The sequence below is a fragment of the Archangium violaceum genome (genome assembly GCF_016859125.1).
Classification (GTDB): Bacteria; Myxococcota; Myxococcia; order Myxococcales; family Myxococcaceae; genus Archangium; species Archangium violaceum_A.
The window spans coordinates 6,640,523-6,661,264 of the sequence record NZ_CP069338.1 but is presented as its reverse complement, the minus strand read 5'-3'; the positions used below and the strand labels follow the sequence as shown (position 1 = coordinate 6,661,264).

Here is a 20,742-nt window from a genome sequence, read left to right as displayed (position 1 = left end):
GCGGCGGTTTGTACGGGAGAGGACAAGGCGGCCATGACGACAGCGGACCAGGGCTCCGGAGCGGCGGTGGGGATGTTCGAGAACCGCCTGCGCAAGAACGTGCGGCACTTCCGCAAGTGGGCCAAGGCCCGCGGGCTCACCGCCTTCCGCGTGTACGACCGGGACGTCCCCGAGTACTCCTACGCGGTGGACCTCTACGCGGACCGGGTGCACCTGGTGGAGTACCCCCGCCGGCGGGCGCTGAAGAGCCTGGAGGAGCAACGGGCCGAGGTGCTGGCGGCGGTGACGGCCGTGCTGGAGGTGCCCCCGGAGCGCATCCACGTGAAGACACACCTGCCCCAGCCGTGGGGCCGCTCGCAATACGGCCGGGTGGGCGAGGGCTCCGAGCGCATCGTGGTGGAGGAGCAGGGGCTGAAGTTCTGGGTGAACCTCGGCGACTACCTGGACACCGGCCTCTTCATGGACCACCGGCTGACGCGCGCCCGGGTGCGGGACGAGGCCCGGGGGAAGAGCTTCCTCAACCTCTTCTGCTACACGGGCGCCTTCACCGTGTACGCCGCCGCGGGTGGGGCCTCGCGCACGCTCAGCGTGGACCTGTCCAACACCTACCTCGACTGGGCCGAGGACAACCTCGCGCTCAACGGGCTGTCGGATCCGCGCCACACCCTGCTGCGCGCCGATGCCATGGCCTGGGTGCAGGACCAGCGCACCGCGCCCGAGGAGACCTTCGACCTCGTCGTGTGCGATCCGCCGTCCTTCTCCACCTCGAAGCGGATGCAGGGCAGCTTCAACGTGCAGCGCGACCACGTGCGGATGCTGGAGGGCATCCGGGAGCTGCTGTCCCCCGGCGGCGTCCTCTACTTCTCCACCAACTTCCTGGACTTCGAGCTGAAGGACTCCGCCGTGCGCGGCTACGAGGGGGTGGAGGAGCTCACGCCCGGCTCCATCCCCGAGGACTTCCAGCGCAAGGAGATCCACCGCTGCTGGCGCATGGTGGCGCCTCGCGCCTCCCGCCGCTGAGTCACGCGGCGGGAGGTGAGTGGCTCAGGTCTCGCTCGGGACGCTGCGCATGTCCCGGGGGATGACGTCGTGCACGCCGCCCTCGTGGATGCTCACGGACGACGCCACCGTGAGCCGCGCGCGCTGGTAGAGCTCGCGCAGGTTGAGCGAGCCGCAGTTGCACATCGTGCTGCGCACCTTGGCGAGCGTGACCTCCAGGTTGTCCTTGAGCTTGCCGGCGTACGGAACGTAGCTGTCCACGCCCTCCTCGAACTCCAGCTGCGTCTTGCCGCTGCCGCCGTGGTCGTAGCGCTGCCAGTTGCGAGCGCGGTTGCTGCCCTCGCCCCAGTACTCCTTCATGGTCTGGTTGTTGATGCGCACCTTGCGGCCGGGCGCCTCGTCGAAGCGGGCGAAGTAGCGGCCCATCATCACGAAGTCCGCGCCCATCGCGAGCGCCAGCGTCACGTGGTAGTCCTGGCTGATTCCGCCATCCGAGCAGATGGGCACATAGTGCCCGGTCTTCCGGAAGTACTCGTCGCGCGCGCGCGCCACCTCGATGACGGCCGAGGCCTGGCCGCGCCCGATGCCCTTCTGCTCGCGCGTGATGCAGATGGAGCCGCCGCCGATGCCCACCTTGACGAAGTCCGCCCCGGCCTCCACCAGGTAGAGGAAGCCCTCGCGGTCCACCACGTTGCCGGCGCCCACCAGCCCCCTGGCCCCGTAGCGGGACTTCACGAACTCGATGGTGTCGCGCTGCCACTCGGAGTAGCCGTCGGACGAATCGATGCAGAGCACGTCCGCGCCCGCCTCCATGAGCGCGGGCACCCGCTCCGAGTAGTCGCGGGAGTTGATGCCAGCGCCGATGACCAGGCGCTTCTCCTTGTCCACGTTCTCCAGCGGGTGCTCCTGGTGCGCGTCGTGGTCCTTGCGGAACACCAGGTAGACCAGGCGCTGCTGCTCATCGATGATGGGCAGGCAGTTGAGCTTGTGCTTCCAGATGAGCTCGTTGGCCTGCTGGAGCGTGATGCCCGCCCGGCCGCTGTGGATGGCCTCGAAAGGCGTCATCAGCTCGCGCACGGTGGTGTCGAGCGGCGTGTGCCCGATGCGGTAGTCCCGGCTGGTGAGGATGCCATGGAACCTGCCGGTGGGCGTGCCGTCCTCCGTGATGGCCACCGTCGAGTGCCCGGTGCGGCGGGTCAGCGCGAGGGCGTCCGAGAGCCGGGCGTCGGGGCGCAGGTTCGAGTCGCTCACCACGAAGCCGGCCTTGTAGTTCTTCACCTGGCGGACCATCTCCGCCTCGGACTCGATGGACTGCGAGCCGAAGATGAAGCTCAGCCCGCCCACCCGCGCCAACGCGATGCCGAGCTCCGCGCCCGACACCGACTGCATCATCGCGCTCGCGATGGGGACGTTGATGGTGAGCGGGGATTTCCTGGGATCCGGAGGAGCATCACCGGGCTCCGCCTTGAAGCGGGCCACGGGAGCCAGGAGGTCCACGTTCGCCGGGGTGCACTGCTTCGTCGTCAGGTTCGGGATGAGCAGGTACTCACCGAAGGTCCTGCTCGGCTCGTCGTAGATCAGCGCCATGACCGCAACTATTTCGGCGGCATCGGCTTGTCAAATCTTGTTTCGAACCCCTGGACGCCTGCCTACACCCCTCCCAGGGCGGGTTGTGCGGCGGGAGCGCGCATCCACCGCCGGAAGAACCACACCGCGAGCAGCCCGTTGAGGAGGAGCCCGAAGACCCCCTCGCCATTGAAGATCCACACCTCGCCACCGAAGAGGCCGGGGCGCCCGGTGTACACGTCGCCGAGCAGCAGGGGGTTGAAGACGTTCCAGCTCAGGTGGAACAGCGCGCAGGGCCAGACCGAGCGGCTGGCCATGTACAGCGCGGCGAACACCACCGAGGCCACGGCGATGGAGGCGAGGAAGGAGACATTCTGGAGCACGTGCCCGCGCTGGGTGGAGGAGAAGATGACGGGCAGGTGGAAGGCGGCCCACACCGGCATGGAGATGGCCGCGGCCACCGCGGGGCGGTCCATCCACCGGCGCACGAGGTAGCCGCGCCAGCCCATCTCCTCGGCCAGCTCGCCGGGCAGCCCGCCCAGGTAGAACGAGGGCACCCACAGCGCGAGGTCGAAGAGGTGGGGCACCACGCGCCAGTTCTTGGGAAATCGCGCGCGCACGCGGTCCGGCCAACCGCGGCTGTGCGCCACCGCCACCAGGAGCCAGGTCAGAGAGCCCGCCACCAGAAGTCCCAGCATGGCGGGCACCACCACCAGGCCGCGTAGACCGAAGGGCCCCCTCAAGGACTCGGGCTGGAAGGTGATGAAGTCCGGCCGCCCCGACACGGCGCGCACCGCGTACGCCAGCGACACCTCCACCGCCGCGTACCCCAGGGGCAACAGCAGCCCCAGGGCCCAGTACCCCCACCCCGGAAATTGAAAGCCCATCGCGCGCGGCGGCTCACGCCGGAAGACCCACGCGCAGCTCATCGCCACCACCGCCGGCACGCACATCAACACCCGGAGGAGGAACACGAGCCGCGCCTCGTCCAGCAGCCACAGCCACCCGATGAACCAGCTGACCACCAACGTGATGCAGATGAACCACAGGGTGTCCTTACGGCTGTCCATGACGGAGCGTGTCTCCCGCGCGACGAGGCGCGGAGCGTATCACTCCCGGGACGCGCCTCCGGCTCCTGGCCGAGTGCCCTGCACGCAGCCGGGGGCTGGAACCGGGCCGGCCAGGCACACGGGAGACCCGTGATAGACCGGAGCCATGCTCTCCGCCCTCTCCGTCGTCGCCCTGCTGCTCGCTGCGGACGGGACTCCGGCCAAGAAGGAGTCTCCGGTCGAGGTCACCGCGCTCGCCGTGGACGTGGACTTCGTCTGCCGCACCCGGACCACCCAGAGCCTCATCCTCACCCCGAAGGCGCAGGGGCAGCTGGAGGTCCCCAGGGATTGTCCCAATGCCGGAGCCAACTGGCGTCTCACCCTCGACTGCTCGTCCAACGACCGCTGCTCCGGCTACGTCCGCGCGCCCCAGGGCGCCATCGCCATCATCGAGGGCACCCGGAAGCAACCCAGCCTGAAGCCCATCGCCCAGGAGCACCCGGCCACCCTGGACTTCATGAGCCTGAGCATCACCGGCCAGCACACGCTGCAGCTCAAGACGGCCGAGGAGCACCAGCGCCCGGTGCAACTGCTCCTCCAGCTCCCCGCCGTGACCGGCGTCTACACGCTCGCGCCGCCGGAGCACACCCCGGTGGATTTCGAGCACCAGGGCAAGCGCCTGATGCTGCGCGCCCAGGTCTCCTGGACCGACGACGAGCACGTCCACCTGAAGCTCTGGAACATCAAGCGCGAGCCACTCATGGATGAGACGCTGAAGCTGAACGAGCTCCGCGAGCTCGACTGCCAGCGTCTGAATGACATCTGCACGGGCAGGATGAAGGTCTTCGTGCGCGAGAACCAGCGCATCCTCTGAAATCAGCGCCCGTCTTCCTCGGTGAACTCGGCGTCGACTTCGTCTCCCGGCCGGCGATCGATGCGCGGCTGGGGAGGCGTCCGAGGCGTCCCGAAAGGGCCTCCCGGGAACGGACCCGACTGGAAGGTCGTCACGCGCAATGTGCCCGCCGCCATGCGGCGCTCGAGCCTCCGCCGCACGATGGCGGCTACGACCTTGCGCGTCGGTGGGAACAGCAGCAGGAGGCCGACGATATCGGTGAGGACACCCGGCGCCACCAGCAGCACCCCGCCCACCAGGACGAGCACCCCGCCCAGGATGCCCTCCTCGGGCATACGGCCCTGCACGAGCGCCTCCTGCCAGCGGCGGATGACCCGCACGCCCTCTCCCTTGGCCAGCAAGGCGCCCACCAGGCCCGTGAGCAGAACCATGCCTACCGTGGGCCAGAAGCCGACTTCACGGCCGATGGCCAGCAGCAGGTACAGCTCGATGAACGGAACGACCGTGAACGCGAGGAAGAAGTACTTGAACACCTGCCCAACTTAACGCCTCGAGCCCGCCCGTACCTGGAAGAACGCGTGGAGGCCCGCTGCGTTGAAGTCCAGCGAACTCAACCCCCGAGCTGCTCACCCATCCAGTTGACCAGCAGGTACAGCAGGGTGAAGAAGCCCAGGGCCCCGAGCACGAACTTCGTCGTGGGCTGGAAGCCCTCGCCCTCGGTGGTGCTGATGGGCATGGCCGAGGCCAACCCGAGCATCTCCGCCGCGTAGCGCGCGGTGCGCTCGTACTGGTCCACCACCGCACCGTCCGAGTGGGAGGAGAGCTCGCGCCCGAGCTGCGGATCGAAGAAACGGACCTCGGCCTCCTTCGCCACCTCCGCCACCTTGGCAACCACCTCGCGGACCAGCTCGGTCCGGTCCGACAGGGGCACACGCACCTCGGTGGCCACCCACTGGCCCCCCTCCCTCAGGGGGTGGATCTCCACCGAGCCGTGCTCGAGCAGCCAGGTATGCCCGCCCCCTGGCAGCACCTTCGCCCCCCGGGCTTCCAGGAGGGCCTGCACCCGGGCACTGTCGAAAGGCGTCCCGGGGACCATGGATTGAAGGAGCAGGTCGTATCTCACGCGGGTTGGAGTATACGCCGCCAACGCCATGCCCAAGCCAACCTCAGGACCCCGTCACGATCGCCGCCCCGGACCCCCCGCCGGCCGCAAGCGCCCCCAGCACCGCCCCGAGGCGCCCGCCCCGGACCGGACCACCCCGGACATCGGCCCGGACGGGCTGCCCCAGGTCTCGCTCATCCGCCGGGGCGTCGAGCGCTGGCAGGCCGGCCATCCGTGGATCTACCGCGCCGACCTCAACGGAGACCCCGCCCTGCAGGGCGGCGAGGTGGTGCGCGTGATGGATGCCCGCGGCTGGTTCCTGGGCAAGGCCTTCTATTCGAAGCACTCGAAGATCTCCCTGCGCTGGCTCTCCTACGAGGACGTGGCCGTCGATACGGACTTCTTCCGCCAGCGCCTGGCGCTGGCCGACGCGATGCGTCGACGCGCCCTCCCCGGTGAGACCACCTACCGCGTGGTGCACGGCGAGGCGGACCTGCTGCCCGGCCTCGTGGTGGACCGCTACGGCGACTGCCTGAGCGTGCAGTTCCTCATCCCCGGCACCGAGCAGCGTAAGCAGCTCATCGTCGACCTGCTGGTGGAGCTGTTCAAGCCGCGCGCCATCATCAACCGCTCGGACGTGGGCGTGCGCGCGCTGGAGGGGCTGCCCCAGGAGAAGGGCGTGCTGTACGGCACCCAGCCCGGACCCGTGGCCTATGACGAGGGACTGGTGCGCGTGCGCGCGGACCTGCTGGAGGGCCAGAAGACGGGCGCGTTCCTGGACCAGCGGGAGAACCACATCGTGGCGTCCCAGTACGCCTTCGGCGAGGCGCTGGACTGCTTCTCGTACGTGGGCGGCTTCGCGCTGCAGCTCGCCACCCGGGCCCAGAAGGTCACCGCGGTGGAGATCTCCGACCTGGCGGCGGCTCAGCTGCGCGAGAACGCGGCGTCCAACAAGCTCACCAACGTGGACGTGGTGGTGGCCAACGCCTTCGACTTCCTGCGCGACGCGGTGGACGAGGGCCGGCACTTCGACACCATCGTGTTGGATCCGCCGTCGTTCGCGAAGAACAAGGACGCCATCGAGGGAGCGCTGCGCGGTTACAAGGAGATCAACCTGCGCGCCATCCAGCTGCTGCGGCCGGGTGGCTACCTCATCTCCGCGAGCTGCACGTACCACATCGACGAGCAGGCCTTCGAGGACATGCTGGCCTCGGCGGCGGCGGACGCGAAGCGGCGGGTGCAGATCATCGAGAAGCGTGGCGCGGGCAAGGACCACCCGGTGCTGTTGAACCTGCGCGAGACGCGCTACCTGAAGTGCTTCGTGCTGCGCGTGCTTTGATGCGAGACCGCGTCAATCCCCTCTCCCCCTGGGAGAGGGCCAGGGTGAGGGTCGTCCTCCCCGGACTCGAGCAGCCCGAGCGAGGGAGCCCCTGAACCCATGAACCCCTGGGACGACGACATCGACGAAGCCCCCACCCCGGCCGCGAGCGCGCGAGAGGAAGCGCGAGCCCTCCAGGAGCTGCGCGCCATCTACCGGCAGGCGGACGCGGCGTACGCGCCCTTCTCGTGCCCGGCGAGCGGCGAGTGCTGCCAGCTCTCGAAGACGAAGCGTCAACCGTGGCTGTGGTACCCCGAGTGGCTGATGCTCGCGCGCAACCACCCGCTGCCGCCTCCGAGGGAGGACGGTGGCTGTCCCTTCCTGGACGCGGCGGGAAGGCGCTGCACCGTGTACGCGGAGCGCCCCTTCGGCTGCCGGACCTTCTTCTGCGAGCGCATCCGTGGCCCGGCCCGCCAGCCGGCGGACACGGTGAGCGCCCTGTTGATTCGCCTGGAGCGCGTCTCCCAGCGCATACTGCCGTCACTCACGGGTCCCCGTCCCATCCTCGAGTGGCACGCGGAGGCCTCGACCCCGAAGGAGTAACCATGAGCCCGATGCCGTGGCGCGGTGCCGTGATGGCGGTCGTCCTCTCCCTGTGCGGATGTAACGGCGCGGCAGGGGGCGCGGTGCTCAACGCCGCGCTGAACACCGGCATCGCGCTCGGGGCGTCCGCGGCCTCGCGCTCCAGCGGCGGCTGCTATGCCTCGTGCCCCGTGGGCACCACGTGCAACAAGGCCACGGGCCTGTGCGATCAAATCCCCTGCCGCGGAGAGTGCGATCCCTTCGAGGAGTGCATCGAGGAGCGGCTGACCTACCGGTGCGTTGCCCGGGGTCCGGCGAACGGAACCATCATCGTCAACCCTTCCGAGCAGAAGCCCGCCGAGCCCCAGCCGTGAGCCGCTGGCTCGTCGCGCCGCAGGAGTTCAAGGGGACGCTCACGGCCGCCGAGGCCGCCTCCGCGTTGGCCGAGGGACTGAGACAGGGCTCGCCCGGGGTGGAGTTGGACGTGGCGCCGCTCGCGGACGGCGGACCCGGCACGGTGGACGCGCTGCTCGCGGGACTGGGCGGCGAGCGGGTGACGCACACCGTCCAGGGGCCACTCGGTGCGCCCGTGCGGGCCACCTATGGACTGCTGGACGCGGGACGCACGGCGGTCATCGAGATGGCCGCGGCCTCCGGACTGTCCCTGCTCACACCGGATCAACGAGACCCCCGGCGGACCTCCACCACCGGCACCGGCGAGCTGATGCGCGAGGCGCTGGACCTGGGATGCGAGCGGCTCATCCTCGGGCTCGGCGGCAGCGCCACCAATGATGGGGGAACGGGGGCGCTCACGGCGCTCGGGTTCCGATTCCTCGACACACACGGGGCGCCGCTGCCTCCAGGCGGGGCCGCGCTGAAGCGACTCGCGCGGGTGGAGGCGAGCGGACGGCACCCACGGCTCACCGAGGTGGAGGTGCTGGTGGCCACGGATGTCACCGCGCCGCTGTTGGGACCGGATGGAGCCTCGCGCCTCTTCGGTCCCCAGAAGGGCGCGGACGAGGACACCGTGGCCGAGCTGGAGTCGGCCCTGGCCAGGCTCGCCGAAGTCGTCGCGCCCGGAGCCGCCCACCTCGCTGGCGCGGGCGCCGCTGGAGGCTTCGGCTACGGGCTCGCGGCCCTGGCGGGAGGAAGGATCGTCTCCGGGTACGAGCTGGTGGCCCGGACGCTCCGGCTGTCCGAACGGCTCGCCGCCGCCGAGGCCGTGATCACCGGAGAGGGCCGCTTCGACCGGCAGACGGCGCTCGGCAAGGGCCCCGGCTCCCTGGCCCGGGAGGCGCGGGCGCTCGGCAAGCGCACGGTGATGTTCGCGGGGGTGGTCGCGCCCGATGCGGACGCGGGTGCTTCACCCTTCGACGACGTGGTCGAGGTGTCCGCGCTCGCCCCTCCCGGCGCCTCTCACGCGGAGGCACTTCGCCACGCCGGTGCCTGGTGGGCCTCCCGACGGAGGTAGGTACGAAGCCGACATGGGGAACGAGTGCTCCCCTTCGGACAGTGGGTGCCTTGACCGATGAAGACAGGTGGGAGCACTAGGCGGCCCCCCCCCATCCCGTCAAGAATGGAAGCCCATGACTCAAGAAACCCACCGAGAGGCTTCGCGCAAGAACGGGCAGCCGACCTACGTGTTCGTCCATGGAGCCGGCAGCAACTCGTTCAGCTGGGCGCCGCTGCTTCGCGAACTCGCCCTGCTCGGGCATCGCACGCTCGCCGTTGATCTGCCAGGACATGGCTTCGACGCGCAGTTTCCCATCTCGTACCAGGCCCCGCAGGACCTGGAGGCGTTCGCCACCGAGCCGTCGGCGATGGCGCGCATCACCCTCCAGGACAACGTGAATCACGTCGTCGACATCGTCCGGCGCGTCGCCGTCCACGGGCCCGTCATCCTGGTCGGTGCCAGCATGGGCGGAGTGATCATCAGCGGGGTCGGCAACGCCATCCCCGAGCTGCTCCACAGGATCGTCTACATCTCCGCCTGGTGCTGCGTCGATCTGCCCAGCATCGCGGAGTACAGCCAGACGCGAGAGAACAACGAGAGTCTGCTTCCCAGCCTGGCGGGAGTGGCCGTGGGCAATCCCACGCAGATCGGGGTGGGCAGGACCAACTACCGCTCGGCGGACCCGGCCTTCCTCTCCAACGCGAAGGCCGCCCTGATGGCCGACGCCACCGACGACCAGTTCCGGGCGTTCCTCAACACCTTGCAGCCCGACGAGTCGCTCGCGGTCATGGTGGCGGATGCGCGAGTCGACGCGAAGACCTGGGGACGGATTCCTCACACCTACATTCGTCTGACGCGGGATCGGTCGATTCCTCCCTCCATGCAGGACAGGATGATCGCCGAGGCCGATGCGCTGACGCCGCATAACAAGTTCGACGTGCGGACCGTCGAGGCCAGCCACGTCGGGTTCGTCCTGAAGGCCCGGGAGGTCGCCGGGATCCTCGCCAGTCTCGCGTAGCCAGTCGCGAGCCGCTGACAGGGAGAGGCGCATGTTCGACTGGAACGACCTGCGCCTCTTCCTCGCGATGCAACGAGCGGGGAACCTCTCGGCGGCGCGGGCTGCGCATTGAGGTGTTTGAAGATCGCCTCACACCCAGAGCCCTGACTCCGCCCAGGTGTGAGTGCCCGATTACTTCTCCTCGAAGAAGTGCCGTAGGCGCTGCTCCGTCACCGGAGAGCCCTGAGCCTCGAGCAGCTTCTTCAGGCGGGCCCGGACGACCGGGTCCTCGCGACCCGTGGCCTCGAAGTACTCGATGTACCTGTCGCGCATGTCCTGATCGTGGTCCAGGCGCGGCAGGACCGTATCGCGCAAGCGCGGGTCCCCCGCCTCCGCGAAGCCCCTCAGGATGGCGCTCTCCAGCTGGGTGACCCGGCCCCGGTGCCCGAGCAGCTCCTTGAAGGCATCCTCCCCGCGAGGGGCAGGAGAAGCACCGCGGCCTGGGGCTCGCTCCTTCACCTGTGTGGAGAGCGCATCCCGCCTCTGGTGCAGTTGCTTCAACTGCTCCACCAGGAACGCTCGCTCCTCGTTCCCTCCCAGGCGGATGAGGAGGAGGGCTGCATTCAGGATGCCTCGGAACCGATCCACGTCCCGAGCGGCCTCGATACGCTCCAGGGAAAGTCTTGCCTTCAGGAAGGGAACGTAGGGCTTGGGATTGCGCCGCACCTCCTCCCAGGCCTCCATGACCTCCCTGCCCGACAACTCATTGAGGCCGTGGGGGGCTTGGACGAGCTGCTCGACGACCTGCTCGGAAGGGGGGGTTGCTGCTCGGGAGACCGGTGCCGAGAGCAAAAACCCCGCGATGATAAGGGCATGAGTCCGCATGGGTTCCATTTCCAGACGGATGTCAGCTTCGAGAGACGTCGGGGAACGCCGCCTCCACGCTCGCGATGTATCGCTCCATGCTCCTCGCGAGCGCCTTGGAGGCCGCGTCCTCCGCGTTGTTCCTCTGCTCGGCGCTCACCTCGGCATCCACGCTCAAATCAATGATTTCCTTGTACAGCTCCAGGTTGGCCTTCAAGTCGTCTCGCGCCTTCTCGAACTCCCCCCGTGGATCCGACATGGCCTGCCTCCTCGTCGCGGTTGAACTCCGCTGTAACAGGATAGCATGCGAGACCGCCTCGGGCCCATGCGTGCCCAAGGCGGTCGGTGCCCTGCGCCTACCGCATGACGAGCTGACCACCCCTCAGGGCCTTCAGCATGATGTTCTGGCCCCATCCCGTTCTGAAGCTCGTGGTCGCGTAGACGGCGCCACCGGCGGTCGTCGCACTGCAGTTCCAGGTACAGGCGTTCAGACCCAGACCGTCATTATAGAAACCCGACCACTTACGAGAAGACATTTTGTTTCAAAGTCAACTCGAGACACCCCTGTCACACCACTCGAGGCAGGGCGAGCGGGAGGAGCGCGGAGGGCGGGTCCACCATGTGGAGTACGCGCATCGTGCGCTGGTGCGCGTCCGGATCGAAGGTGGCCCGGAGCATCACCCTGTCCCCCACGATACTGTTGAGCGTCATGGTCAGACGCTCCATGGCGCTCACGTTCTCCAGGGTGCACCCGGGCACGCGCAGGTCCTCGCCGGCCGCCGTGAGCCAGGGACCCGCGCCGAGCGCGTTGAACCGCTTCTGCGAGATCCTCCCCCCCTGGGCCATCTGCCGCCCGAGCTCGAGCGCCGACAGCAGACTCACCGTCATCCCCTGCCCGTAGACGGGATTCAAGGCACACAACGCATCGCCCATCGTCACGAAGAGCGCGGCCAGGATGCGGCGTCGCGAGGAATCCCATCGGAAGGTCTCCGCCTCGAAACGCTCGACGAGCTCGATTCTCGGGTTGCTCGCCAGACGCGCGCGGATCGTCTTCTCCAGGAGCCCTCGGCTGCACAAACGCGAGGTGATGTCCGAGCGGGGGCGCGGGAAGGCCCCGAAGCGTCCCACCCAGTAGCAGTTCGCCCCCCAGTCGACCTCCGCGGCCCAAGGGGCTGCGCGGCCTGTCCACCGGCCGGTAACTGCGGAAGTCAGCGCGCTCGTCGAGAACTCATCGAAAGCCGATCGCGAGCAACTCTCGGCGCTACTCTGCGAGCTCGCGGAGCAGCTGTTCGACCCCACGCGCTGAAGCGTCGTCCGCCGGTGAAAAGACAAACATGCTGAGGCCGTCGCTGCCGTCGACGGAAAACACCGACGTCTCGAACACGAGCTCGCCGACATTCGGTCGGACGAGTCGCCTGTACCTCACTCCGTGCGTGCGCAGCTCATTCTCGGCCCACAGCCGGCGAAAGTCCGCGCTCGTCTCCATCAACTCGTCGACGAGCGCGGCAGCTTCTTCTGATGCTCCCGCACGCGCGATGTCGACGCGAAACGCGGCGAGGCACGTGCGATGCATGTCTTCGGCATGCGGCAGGAACGCGGCGGATTCGGGATGAAAGACCCGGCGCAGCATGTTGCGGTCGCGCTCGGGAACCGCGGCGTAATCGCCGATCACCGCCACGGCGGCGCGATTCCACGCGACGATCTGAAACGTCGGCGTCTTCACGAACGCGGGCACGTGCAGGTTGTCGAGCACGCGCTGCAGCGCCGGCGTGACCTCGGCGGGCGGCGTGTGGCGGCGCGGTGGCGGACGAGCGTGAGCGAGCAGGAACAGCATCTCGCGATTCGTGTCGTCGAGCTCGAGTGCGCGAGCGAGGCGTTCGAGCACGTCGTCGGACGGCACGCCGCCGCGACCTTGTTCGAGCCACGTGTACCAGGTGACGCTCACGCCGGCGCGCGCCGCGACTTCCTCGCGACGAAGTCCAGGAGTGCGACGCCGCTCGGTCGATTCGGGGTGAAGCCGCTCGCGGCGAGTGCGGAGAAATTCGGGGAGGGTGGTAGTCGCCATACCGGTATGCGGGCACGCCTTTTCTAGCTGACTCGCTCAGCTTACGGTTCGCGCATGACCAAGACAATGCTTCGGGCAAGGGAGTTCATATGCTGACGCTGCATCATCTCGGGCGTTCGCAATCGGAGCGGATCGTCTGGCTCTGTGAGGAGCTCGGACTCGACTATGAGCTGAAGCGCTATCAGCGCCGGGCCGACAACCGAATGGCCCCGCCGGAATACAAGGCGCTTCATCCGATGGGCACGGCGCCGATCCTCACCGACGGCGACCTCGTCCTCGGGGAATCCGGGGCGATCTGCGAGTATCTGCTCCAGACCCATGGCAATGGCCGGCTCGCTGTGAAGCGCGGCGAACCCGGTTTCACCGACTATCTCTATTGGTTCCACTTCGCCAACGGGACGCTGCAACCGGTCGTCTTGCAGGTGAGGAGTCTGGAGCGCGTCGATCCTTCAGACAAGAACGCGCCGCTGCAGGCGGCCAAGGACCGGTTCAAGCTGGTCTTCTCGACCTTGGAGAAGCGGCTGGGGGAGGCGCCCTATCTGGCCGGCAAAGAGTTGACGGCGGCGGATATCATGACCGTGTTCTCGTTGACCACGATGCGGCTGTTCAAGCCGTATGATCTCTCGCCCTGGCCGAACATTCTGGCCTATCTGCAGCGCATCGGCGCGCGGCCGGCTTATCGTCGGGCGATGCAGAAGGCCGATCCGGATTTGACGCCGGTACTGGGGGCTGTCCCGGAATAAGAACTCGTCTTCGACTCAATGCCTCTGCGTGCGATGCGGGGGATGAGGTGGCGCTGGCGCATGTCGGGCCGGACATCGGCGTAGTCATACCCCTTGTCGCCATGTCCTTTGTTGGACGCCTCCTTGGCTGGTGCGCGAGGCCGTGGCGCTCAACGCGCAGCACGGCGACCCATTGAAGCGCTGAAGACCCTGTCGAGCGCGAGGCTCCTCTAGCCCTTGCCCGCCTGCCAGGCGCGGACTCTTTCGTAGGCGGCCTGCAGCTGCTCGGCGACCGAGGGGCCCTTCCGTTTCGCCGGCTTCCCCAGATGTGCCTCGCGCAGCTCGGCCATGAACTGCTCCCACATGGCCGGGCCGCCTTCCTCCAGGAGCTGCGCGCGGATGCTGAGCTCCTCGGAAACGGGCAGGAACCTGCGTCCCCAGGCGCCCAGATGCGCGAAGAGGGGGACGAGCGCGATGGATTTCTCCGTCAGGCTATAGACCGCCTTCTGCTTGTGGCTGGGATCGTCGGCCTTGGTGATCATTCCCTCGTCCAGCAGCATCTTCAGGCGATCCGACAGGATGTTGGACGAGATGCCCTCCTCCGACTGCGTCAGCAGCTCGCGGAAGTGCCGCCGGCCTCCGAAGATCATGTCTCGCAGGATGATCAGGCTCCAACGGTCCCCGAATACCTCGAGAGAGAGATTGATCGGGCAGCCCGATCGGTGTGCGTCGCTCATCCGTCCGCTCCAAGAAAAACCGGTTGCATTCTCGCACCAGTGTCCCTAGCCTGAAACCAGTTGCGATTCGCAACCAGTCCTACGGGAGAGGAGCGGACGATGCAACGTCGAGGAGACGGCGCGACCCGGGCGGGGGTCGACCGCCGGAGCGTGCTCGTGGGCGCCGCGGCGCTCGGAGCGTCGGTTGCGTGGGGCTGCACACGGACGGAAGTGAGGAAACCCATGGCCAGGGCAGGATTCTCCAAGGAAGGGCTCGCTCGCATGCACGCGAGCATGGCCGCTCATGTCGAACGCGGCGACCTGCCAGGCGTCGTGACGCTGCTCGGCCGGGGCGACGAGGTGCACGTGGACGCGATCGGCATGATGGCGTCTGGCGGCACGACACCGATGCGGCGCGACACCCTCTTCCGGATCGCCTCGCTGACCAAGCCCGTCGCGGGTGTCGCGGCGATGATGCTGGTGGAAGACGGAAAGCTCCGACTCGACGAGCCGGTGGACCGCCTGCTCCCCGAGCTCGCGCACCGCAGGGTCCTCAGGCGCCTCGACGGACCGGTCGACGACACCGTGCCCGCCAATCGCCCGATCCTCGTCAGTGATCTCCTGACGTTGCGCATGGGAATGGGCGCGATCATGGCGCCGGGTGAGTATCCCATCGTCCGAGCCATGACCGAGCAGGGTGTCGCGGTCGGCCCCTGGCTGCCGAAGGCTCCGAGTCCGGACGCGTGGATCCGCGCCCTGGGCTCCCTGCCGCTGATGCATCAGCCGGGCGAGGCCTGGATGTATGACACCGGCATCACCGTCCTGGGCGTGCTGATCGCGCGAGCCTCGGGCCAGCCACTCGAGACCTTCTTCCGGGAGCGCATCTTCGAGCCCCTGGGGATGAAGGACAGCGGCTTCAGCGTCCCGGCCGAGAAGCTCGAGCGGCTGTCCACCTGCTACATGCGCAACCCCGAGACGGGGAAGCTCGACGTCTTCGACGCCGCCGGTCGGGACAGCCAGTTCAGCCGTCCACCGGGCTTCCCGTCCGCATCCGGCGGCCTGGTCTCGACGGCCGACGACTACCTCGCCTTCGCCCGGATGATGTTGAACAAGGGTGAGCACGGAGGGAGGCGACTCCTCTCCGAGCGCTCGGTCGAGCTCATGACCACCGATCACATCACCCCGGAGCAGAAGGCCGTGTCACCCTTCGGCCCCGGCTTCTGGGACAAGCGCGGCTGGGGATATGCGCTCTCCATCGTCCACAAGCATGAGCCTGGAGAGCCCCGCGGTTTCGGTTGGGACGGGGGCTACGGAACGTCCTGCTATTGGGATCCCGAGACCGGATTGATCGGCATCCTGATGACGCAGCGGTTGATGGACTCTCCCGCCGCGCCACCGGCTTTCGTGGACTTCTGGCGCTCCGCGTACGAAGCGATCCAGGCCCAGGGCCTCAACCCGGCAGCACGGTGAGCGGCAGCACCGTGGGCCCGCGGACGACGATCGAGGCGTGCCACTGCACGGGCGCGGCGTCACGAACCAGGCCGCCGCACCGGTCGAGCAGCGCATTCAGGGCGAGCCGCGCCTCCATGCGGGCCAGGGGGGCGCCAAGGCAGAAGTGGATGCCGTGGCCGAAGGGCATGCTCTGCGACCCCTCCCGGTCCAGGTCGAAGCTCTCGCTGTTGGGGAACTGCGCCTCGTCCCGGCAGGCGGAGCCCAGCAGCAGCATCACGTGCGAGCCGGCTGGCAGGCGGACGCCGCCGAGCTCCGTCTCGGCGGTGGTGAGCCGCAGCAGCGTCTGGGCCACGGGCTCGTAGCGCAGCACCTCCTCGATGAACCGCGGAATCAGCGAGCGATCCGCGCGCACGCGCGCGAACACATCCGGGCGCTCGGCGAGCACCAGGGCGGCGTGGCCCAGCAGGTGGACGGTGGTCTCCAGGCCGGCGATGAGCAGCAGGAAGAGGAAGCCCAGCAACTCCGCGTCCGTGAGGGCCTCGCCCTCGATACGGGCGGCGAGCAGGTCACTGATCATGTCCTCGCGGGGAGCGCGGCGGCGTTCCGCGATGACCTCCTTCAGGTACTGCTCCATCTCCGCGTAGGTGCCCCGGATCTGGGCGTGCCATTCGTGGGCATCCGGGGGCGTGGAGCTGGTGTTGTTGATGTCGTCCGCCCAGCGCTTGAAGCGCGGGTGCAGCGAGGCATCCAGGCCGAGCAGCTCACCGATGACGGCCGCGGGCACGCGCAGGGCGAAGGACTCGACGAAGTCCACGGGGCGGCCGAGGGTCAACTCGGCGGCGGCCTGCTCGGCGTAGGCGCGGATGCGCGGCTCCATCCGGCTCAACGCGGTGGGGCCGAACGACCGGTTGACGAGCGCCCGGAGGCGGGTATGCCGGGGTGGATCCACCATGACCATGGAGTCCGCGAACGGGTTGCTACGACCCAGCCACTCGGGCTCCGCGGGCGCCCGATTGCCGGTGGAGGAGAAGAGTTGGGGATTCTTCAAGACGTGCAGGACGTCCGCGTAACGCGACACGGCCCAGAAGCCGAGCGGATCCACATTGGAGAGCGTGGGCTGGCGCCGCAGCTCGGCGAAGAACGGATAGGGGTTGGCGCGGAACTCGGGTGCGAAGAGATTCAGACGAACGGTCATGTGGAGAGAGCCCCCCGGGGATGCGTTGATGAGGTGCCGGATGCTACCTCATGTGGAGAGTCGCTCAGCCGCCTTGACACCGATCCGCGCCGCCTTACTTCATTTCGATGAAAGCGACCCCCCTGAAAGCAAGACGACTCTTGAAGTCCTTCCTGGTGGGGTGCGGAACCCTCACGCTCCTGCTGATCGTCGGCATCGTCGGACTCGCCACGTGGATGCTCCCCGACTCCGGTCCCATCGAAGTGACCGGGTACCACCCCTTCCGATCGGCGGAGGACAGGGAGCGGTTCCTCACGCTGTACGACCAGCGGGCGCAGCGGTGGCCCGTTCCTTCCGAGAACAGGACCGTGAGCACGTCGTACGGCACCACCTTCGTGCGAATCAGCGGACCGGCGGGTGCTCCCCCGCTCGTGCTTCTGCATGGCGTGAGTGGCAACTCATTGCAGTGGATGCCAAACATCGAGGCGCTCTCCCAGGAGTTCAGGATCTACGCCGTCGACGGCATCACCGATCATGGGCGAAGCGTCTACACGCGCTCCATCGAGAGCGCTGATGATTACACGCGTTGGCTGGATGAGCTGTTCAGTGGGCTCGAGCTCCGGGACCGCATCCAGCTCGTGGGCTTGTCCTACGGAGGCTGGATGACGAGCCAGTACGCGTTCCGCTTTCCGGAGCGGCTCGACAAGATCGTCCTGGTGGCCCCCGTGGGGACGGTGCTTCCGCTGCGCATGGAGTGGATCCGTCGTGCCGCGCTCAGCGCCCTGCCGCACCGGCGCTTCACCCGGGACTTCATGTACTGGCTGCTCGAGGATCTGGTGCGCCGGGATGAGGCCGGCAAGCGGATGGTCGACGAGTGGGTCGAGTCTACTCCACGCGGGAGGCCGTCGAACGGCTGGCGGCGGTTGCCCCCCAGGTCGAAGTGGCTGTCATTCCCGGTGCCGGGCACGACTTGACCATCGTGCAAGCGGAGCGCGTGAATGGCGCCATCCTGGAGTTCCTGAGGAGACCTGTCACCCCCGGCAATGACAGCCCCCGGGAGAAGCACTGAACCGCTACAGGGACCCCTTCGCCGAGGCGGTGCAGCTCAAGGGGTAGTCCGAGCCGTGCACGCTGACCAGACATTTTACCTGGCATACCGTTTACGGTATAAATGAATGAACCGAGATTGTCCGCGCTGAGCCCCGTCAACCCCCATCACCAAGCCTGTGAGCCGATTCCCATGAGCGATTCCCAGACCTTGTCCCTGCCCGACGACGCCTCCCTGTTCACCCGCCTGCGCGTGGCGCGCCAGTGCCTGGAGGTGATCAAGAACGACCCGACGAATCCCACCTACGGCCAGACGTTCAACATGAGCCTGAACGTCAACGTCTACGCATCGCTCGCCCAGCAGCTCCAGCGCAGCCAGGACGGGCGCCGCATGCTGTCCAAGCGCCCTTCCCTGCAGGGCAAGGAACTGGATCTGGCCGCGCTCGAGCGCCTGCCCGAGGGAACGCTCGGCCATGAGTTCGCGCGCTACTTCCGCGACAACAAGATCTCGCCCTTCGAGACGACGCTCGAGATCAAGAACGACATCGACTTCCTCTCCAAGCGCTACCGCGAGACGCATGACCCGTTGCACGTGCTGACGGGCTACGGCACGGACGTGGTGGGCGAGATGGAGCTGCAGGCGTATTGCCTGGGCAACCTGGGGCTCCGGACCACCGCGTTCGTCCTGCTGAACGGCACGATCGGGCACTTCAAGGTTCCACAGTCCGGCGTCGGGCGGTCCGAGTACCTGCGGCGGCTGTGGGCCGCGTACCGCCGTGGCCGTGCGTCCCCTCGGTTCCTCGACTTCTGGTTCGAGGAACACTGGGAGACCCCCGTGGCCACGCTGCGCGCGCGGCTATGCGCACCCGCGAATGGGTAGGGGTTGAGCTGGTTCGCCGAGAGCCCCTCCCCCGGTCTCGCGTATCTCCGTGCCGTCAGTGCCCCGGCGAGGCGTCTTCCCGCGGGCGCTCGACGAGGGTCTGCCGCGCTCGCGAAACCTGTTCGGCCGCGGTCTCCGGCTGGCCCGTCGCGCTGGCGCAGCGCTCACGGAGCGTGGGGTCGGCGGTGGTCTCGAACAGGTTCCAGGAGAGCAGGTCTCCCTTCATGACGGGCAGGAGCACGCGCTGCCCGATGATGTACTGGCGGGAGTCCGACTGGATGAGCGACGAGGTGACCCACTCCCTGGGCACCAGGACGTTGGTGATATCCGCCTCGGTCACAAGCTCGCCCGTCGCGAGATCCCGCACCGCGACGGTGACGGAGACCTGTTCGGGTGCGGAGGACTGGCGCTCCTTTTCGGGCCGCGCGCCCAGCACGACCACGAGCAGCGGCACGAACAGCAGCAGATGATGTGGACGCATCTCAGTGACCCTCCGTGGCAACACCGAAGAACGCCTCCGCCTTCGCCCTGGCCGCGGCGGAGCGCTCCTTGTCGCCCTCCGCGCCGGCCTGCATCACGCATGCGCCCGTGGAGCGCGGCTGGTCCGGGTCATCCAGGAACTGCCAGCGCAACACATCCCCCGGCTGCATCCCGACCACCGCCAGGGCCCCCACCACGGACTCCAAGGCGTCCCCGGGCACCAGGCTCGGCGTCACCAGGGCCCGTGGCATCTTCCGGCTCTCCAGGGCCGACGCGGGAATCCGGTCTCCCTCGGCCACCTCCTGCGTCAACACGACGACCGGGGTCAGGCCCTTCGCGTCGAACTTGAAGGCGGGCACTGGCGGCGGGGGGCTCGTGGGCGGCGGGCCACTGCGCTGCGTGAAGGCCTGGATGGCCGCATCCCGCGCTCGCTCACCGGCCTCCTTGAAGGCGGCGCGCCCGTTGGCGATGCAGGCGCGCACCTGCTCCTGGGATTCCTGTTGGGCGAACATCGACCAGGCCAGGACATCTCCCTTCACCATGTCCAGGGTGAGGGGCTTCCCGACCACCGCGCGCCGATCCGCGGGCAGGATGAACGACTCCGAAACGAATTGCTCCGGGAAGGCGACTTCCGCGAGGTCCTCGTCCTTCAGCACCTCGCCCGCCGCGACATCCCTCGCGAGGGTGAGGGTGGGCTTCAGATCCCAACCGTAGCGGGCATCCCGCATCCGCTTCGGAATGGTGCCGGCCGCGAGCAGGCCAATGACCGTGAAGCTCACGACGAGACCGATCAGCGCGCCCAGGAGAAAGGACCTCATGGCGAACCTCCCCCGACCAGCCGTTCACGGATCTTCCCCGCGGTCCGATCCGGCCTGGGGCGGTCCGGTTGCAGGTCGAGCGCGCGCTGGCACTCCTCGGAGAGCCGGCGCTCCGAGGGCTCGAGCTTCTCCGTGGCCGCCGCCAGGAACGCCCAGCGCAGCGGCTCGCCGGCCTGGACGGGGACGGTGAGCGCCTGGCCCACCAGGTTGGCCGCCGAATCCGAGCGAACCATGGAGGACGTGACGAGCTGCTCGGGGGCGGAGCGCTGCGCCAGATCATCGAGCTTCAGCACCTCACCCGGCGCGAAGTCACGCTGGGGGACGATGACCGGGACGAGCGCCCAGCGCAGGCGCGCCTCCCGCTCCGCCTTCCTGACGAGGGTGTACCCAAGAATCGCCGCGCCGAACCCGCCGACCACCAGGCCGAGGACCAGACCCACGACGATGCCACCGACGAGCATGCCCTTGTGCAGCGGTTCCCGAGGGGTGCTCATGGCCGCGCCCCCACGAATCCGCGTCCGAACTGGAAGAATCGCATGCGCGCACGGTAGCCCGGCGCGAGCCCCTGGCGCCACGGCCGGCAGGTACGGTCCGGCTCGCGCGGC

25 protein-coding genes and 1 pseudogene are annotated in these 20,742 nt (G+C 68.2%); 11 read left to right on the top strand and 15 right to left on the bottom strand.

The features are described from left to right. The first annotated feature begins 33 nt into the window (after nt 1–33). Nucleotides 34–1,020 carry a class I SAM-dependent methyltransferase gene (locus JQX13_RS28575; RefSeq protein ID WP_203402648.1) on the top strand — a complete coding sequence of 329 codons (987 nt, stop codon included), beginning with the start codon at nt 34–36 and terminating at the stop codon, nt 1,018–1,020. A gap of 24 nt (nt 1,021–1,044) precedes the next feature. On the opposite strand, the gene JQX13_RS28570 is transcribed toward JQX13_RS28575, so the two are convergent. Further along, nucleotides 1,045–2,586 carry an IMP dehydrogenase gene (locus JQX13_RS28570; RefSeq protein WP_203402647.1) on the bottom strand — a complete coding sequence of 514 codons (1,542 nt, stop codon included), beginning with the start codon at nt 2,584–2,586 and terminating at the stop codon, nt 1,045–1,047. A 62-nt stretch (nt 2,587–2,648) separates the two neighbouring features. Next, entirely contained in the window at nt 2,649–3,635 is a 987-nt protein-coding gene (locus JQX13_RS28565) for a CPBP family intramembrane glutamic endopeptidase (protein ID WP_203402646.1), read from the bottom strand. Between the two features lie 145 nt (nt 3,636–3,780). On the opposite strand from JQX13_RS28565, the gene JQX13_RS28560 reads away from it, so the two are divergent. Further along, nucleotides 3,781–4,488 (top strand): hypothetical protein, encoded by a 708-nt coding sequence (locus tag JQX13_RS28560; protein ID WP_203402645.1) that lies wholly within the window; start codon nt 3,781–3,783, stop codon nt 4,486–4,488. A 2-nt stretch (nt 4,489–4,490) separates the two neighbouring features. Here the strand turns inward: JQX13_RS28560 and JQX13_RS28555 are convergent, their stop codons facing one another. Both JQX13_RS28555 and JQX13_RS28550 read right to left on the bottom strand, forming a co-directional pair. Then, nucleotides 4,491–5,000: an FxsA family protein gene (locus JQX13_RS28555; RefSeq protein WP_203402644.1), complete on the bottom strand. Its 510-nt coding sequence runs from the start codon at nt 4,998–5,000 to the stop codon at nt 4,491–4,493. A 77-nt stretch (nt 5,001–5,077) separates the two neighbouring features. Continuing rightward, entirely contained in the window at nt 5,078–5,620 is a 543-nt protein-coding gene (locus JQX13_RS28550; RefSeq protein ID WP_239013910.1) for a hypothetical protein, read from the bottom strand. Between JQX13_RS28550 and JQX13_RS28545 the strand changes: the two genes are divergently transcribed. From JQX13_RS28545 to JQX13_RS28525, 5 genes are all read left to right on the top strand, one after another. Further along, nucleotides 5,619–6,908, top strand: coding sequence for a class I SAM-dependent rRNA methyltransferase (locus JQX13_RS28545; RefSeq protein ID WP_203402643.1), 1,290 nt, complete (start codon nt 5,619–5,621; stop codon nt 6,906–6,908). The two genes, JQX13_RS28550 and JQX13_RS28545, sit on opposite strands and share 2 nt — an antisense overlap. Nucleotides 6,909–7,007: 99 nt before the next feature. Continuing rightward, the gene (locus JQX13_RS28540; RefSeq protein WP_203402642.1) at nt 7,008–7,490 is read left to right on the top strand and encodes a YkgJ family cysteine cluster protein; all 483 of its coding nucleotides are present in this window, start codon (nt 7,008–7,010) and stop codon (nt 7,488–7,490) included. Nucleotides 7,491–7,492: 2 nt separating this feature from the next. Further along, entirely contained in the window at nt 7,493–7,843 is a 351-nt protein-coding gene (locus tag JQX13_RS28535; RefSeq protein ID WP_203402641.1) for a hypothetical protein, read from the top strand. Then, a complete protein-coding gene (locus tag JQX13_RS28530; protein ID WP_203402640.1) occupies nt 7,840–8,940 on the top strand; it encodes a glycerate kinase in 1,101 nt (366 codons plus the stop codon). The genes JQX13_RS28535 and JQX13_RS28530 overlap by 4 nt, the downstream gene beginning before the upstream one ends. A 115-nt stretch (nt 8,941–9,055) precedes the next feature. Further along, nucleotides 9,056–9,940, top strand: a complete 885-nt coding sequence (locus JQX13_RS28525) for an alpha/beta hydrolase (RefSeq protein WP_203402639.1) — start codon at nt 9,056–9,058, stop codon at nt 9,938–9,940. Nucleotides 9,941–10,111: 171 nt separating this feature from the next. On the opposite strand, the gene JQX13_RS28520 is transcribed toward JQX13_RS28525, so the two are convergent. The 5 genes from JQX13_RS28520 to JQX13_RS28500 form a co-directional block, all read right to left on the bottom strand. Next, nucleotides 10,112–10,663, bottom strand: coding sequence for a hypothetical protein (locus JQX13_RS28520; protein WP_203402638.1), 552 nt, complete (start codon nt 10,661–10,663; stop codon nt 10,112–10,114). A gap of 163 nt (nt 10,664–10,826) precedes the next feature. Then, on the bottom strand, nt 10,827–11,042 hold the full coding sequence (locus tag JQX13_RS28515; protein ID WP_203402637.1) for a hypothetical protein: 216 nt from the start codon (nt 11,040–11,042) through the stop codon (nt 10,827–10,829). A 97-nt stretch (nt 11,043–11,139) separates the two neighbouring features. Then, nucleotides 11,140–11,319 (bottom strand): hypothetical protein, encoded by a 180-nt coding sequence (locus JQX13_RS28510; RefSeq protein ID WP_203402636.1) that lies wholly within the window; start codon nt 11,317–11,319, stop codon nt 11,140–11,142. A gap of 31 nt (nt 11,320–11,350) precedes the next feature. Continuing rightward, nucleotides 11,351–11,911 (bottom strand): hypothetical protein, encoded by a 561-nt coding sequence (locus tag JQX13_RS28505; protein WP_203402635.1) that lies wholly within the window; start codon nt 11,909–11,911, stop codon nt 11,351–11,353. Between the two features lie 133 nt (nt 11,912–12,044). Then, a complete protein-coding gene (locus tag JQX13_RS28500; protein WP_203402634.1) occupies nt 12,045–12,848 on the bottom strand; it encodes a helix-turn-helix transcriptional regulator in 804 nt (267 codons plus the stop codon). A gap of 89 nt (nt 12,849–12,937) precedes the next feature. Here JQX13_RS28500 and JQX13_RS28495 point away from each other — a divergent pair, with 89 nt between their 5' ends. Beyond that, nucleotides 12,938–13,591, top strand: a complete 654-nt coding sequence (locus tag JQX13_RS28495; protein ID WP_203402633.1) for a glutathione S-transferase family protein — start codon at nt 12,938–12,940, stop codon at nt 13,589–13,591. Between the two features lie 11 nt (nt 13,592–13,602). Here JQX13_RS28495 and JQX13_RS54485 read toward each other — a convergent pair. Both JQX13_RS54485 and JQX13_RS28490 read right to left on the bottom strand, forming a co-directional pair. Next, nucleotides 13,603–13,727, bottom strand: a pseudogene (locus JQX13_RS54485) (IS5/IS1182 family transposase); the annotation flags it as partial. A 73-nt stretch (nt 13,728–13,800) separates the two neighbouring features. Then, on the bottom strand, nt 13,801–14,307 hold the full coding sequence (locus JQX13_RS28490; RefSeq protein WP_203402632.1) for a winged helix-turn-helix transcriptional regulator: 507 nt from the start codon (nt 14,305–14,307) through the stop codon (nt 13,801–13,803). A gap of 222 nt (nt 14,308–14,529) precedes the next feature. Here JQX13_RS28490 and JQX13_RS28485 point away from each other — a divergent pair, with 222 nt between their 5' ends. Beyond that, nucleotides 14,530–15,756, top strand: coding sequence for a serine hydrolase domain-containing protein (locus JQX13_RS28485; protein ID WP_239013909.1), 1,227 nt, complete (start codon nt 14,530–14,532; stop codon nt 15,754–15,756). Here JQX13_RS28485 and JQX13_RS28480 read toward each other — a convergent pair. After that, entirely contained in the window at nt 15,737–16,933 is a 1,197-nt protein-coding gene (locus JQX13_RS28480) for a cytochrome P450 (RefSeq protein WP_203402630.1), read from the bottom strand. The two genes, JQX13_RS28485 and JQX13_RS28480, sit on opposite strands and share 20 nt — an antisense overlap. A 140-nt stretch (nt 16,934–17,073) precedes the next feature. Between JQX13_RS28480 and JQX13_RS28475 the strand changes: the two genes are divergently transcribed. Continuing rightward, a complete protein-coding gene (locus JQX13_RS28475; RefSeq protein WP_203402629.1) occupies nt 17,074–17,886 on the top strand; it encodes an alpha/beta fold hydrolase in 813 nt (270 codons plus the stop codon). A gap of 266 nt (nt 17,887–18,152) precedes the next feature. Continuing rightward, nucleotides 18,153–18,839, top strand: coding sequence for a Coq4 family protein (locus JQX13_RS28470; RefSeq protein ID WP_203402628.1), 687 nt, complete (start codon nt 18,153–18,155; stop codon nt 18,837–18,839). Nucleotides 18,840–18,894: 55 nt separating this feature from the next. On the opposite strand, the gene JQX13_RS28465 is transcribed toward JQX13_RS28470, so the two are convergent. Genes JQX13_RS28465 through JQX13_RS28455 form a run of 3 tightly spaced genes read right to left on the bottom strand, consistent with a single transcriptional unit; the run spans nt 18,895 to nt 20,631 of the window. Then, nucleotides 18,895–19,320, bottom strand: a complete 426-nt coding sequence (locus JQX13_RS28465; protein WP_203402627.1) for an SAF domain-containing protein — start codon at nt 19,318–19,320, stop codon at nt 18,895–18,897. A 1-nt stretch (nt 19,321) separates the two neighbouring features. Next, nucleotides 19,322–20,137: an SAF domain-containing protein gene (locus JQX13_RS28460; protein ID WP_203402626.1), complete on the bottom strand. Its 816-nt coding sequence runs from the start codon at nt 20,135–20,137 to the stop codon at nt 19,322–19,324. Next, nucleotides 20,134–20,631: an SAF domain-containing protein gene (locus tag JQX13_RS28455; protein WP_203402625.1), complete on the bottom strand. Its 498-nt coding sequence runs from the start codon at nt 20,629–20,631 to the stop codon at nt 20,134–20,136. Before JQX13_RS28455 ends, JQX13_RS28460 begins: the two co-directional genes overlap by 4 nt. Between the last annotated feature and the right edge of the window lie 111 nt (nt 20,632–20,742).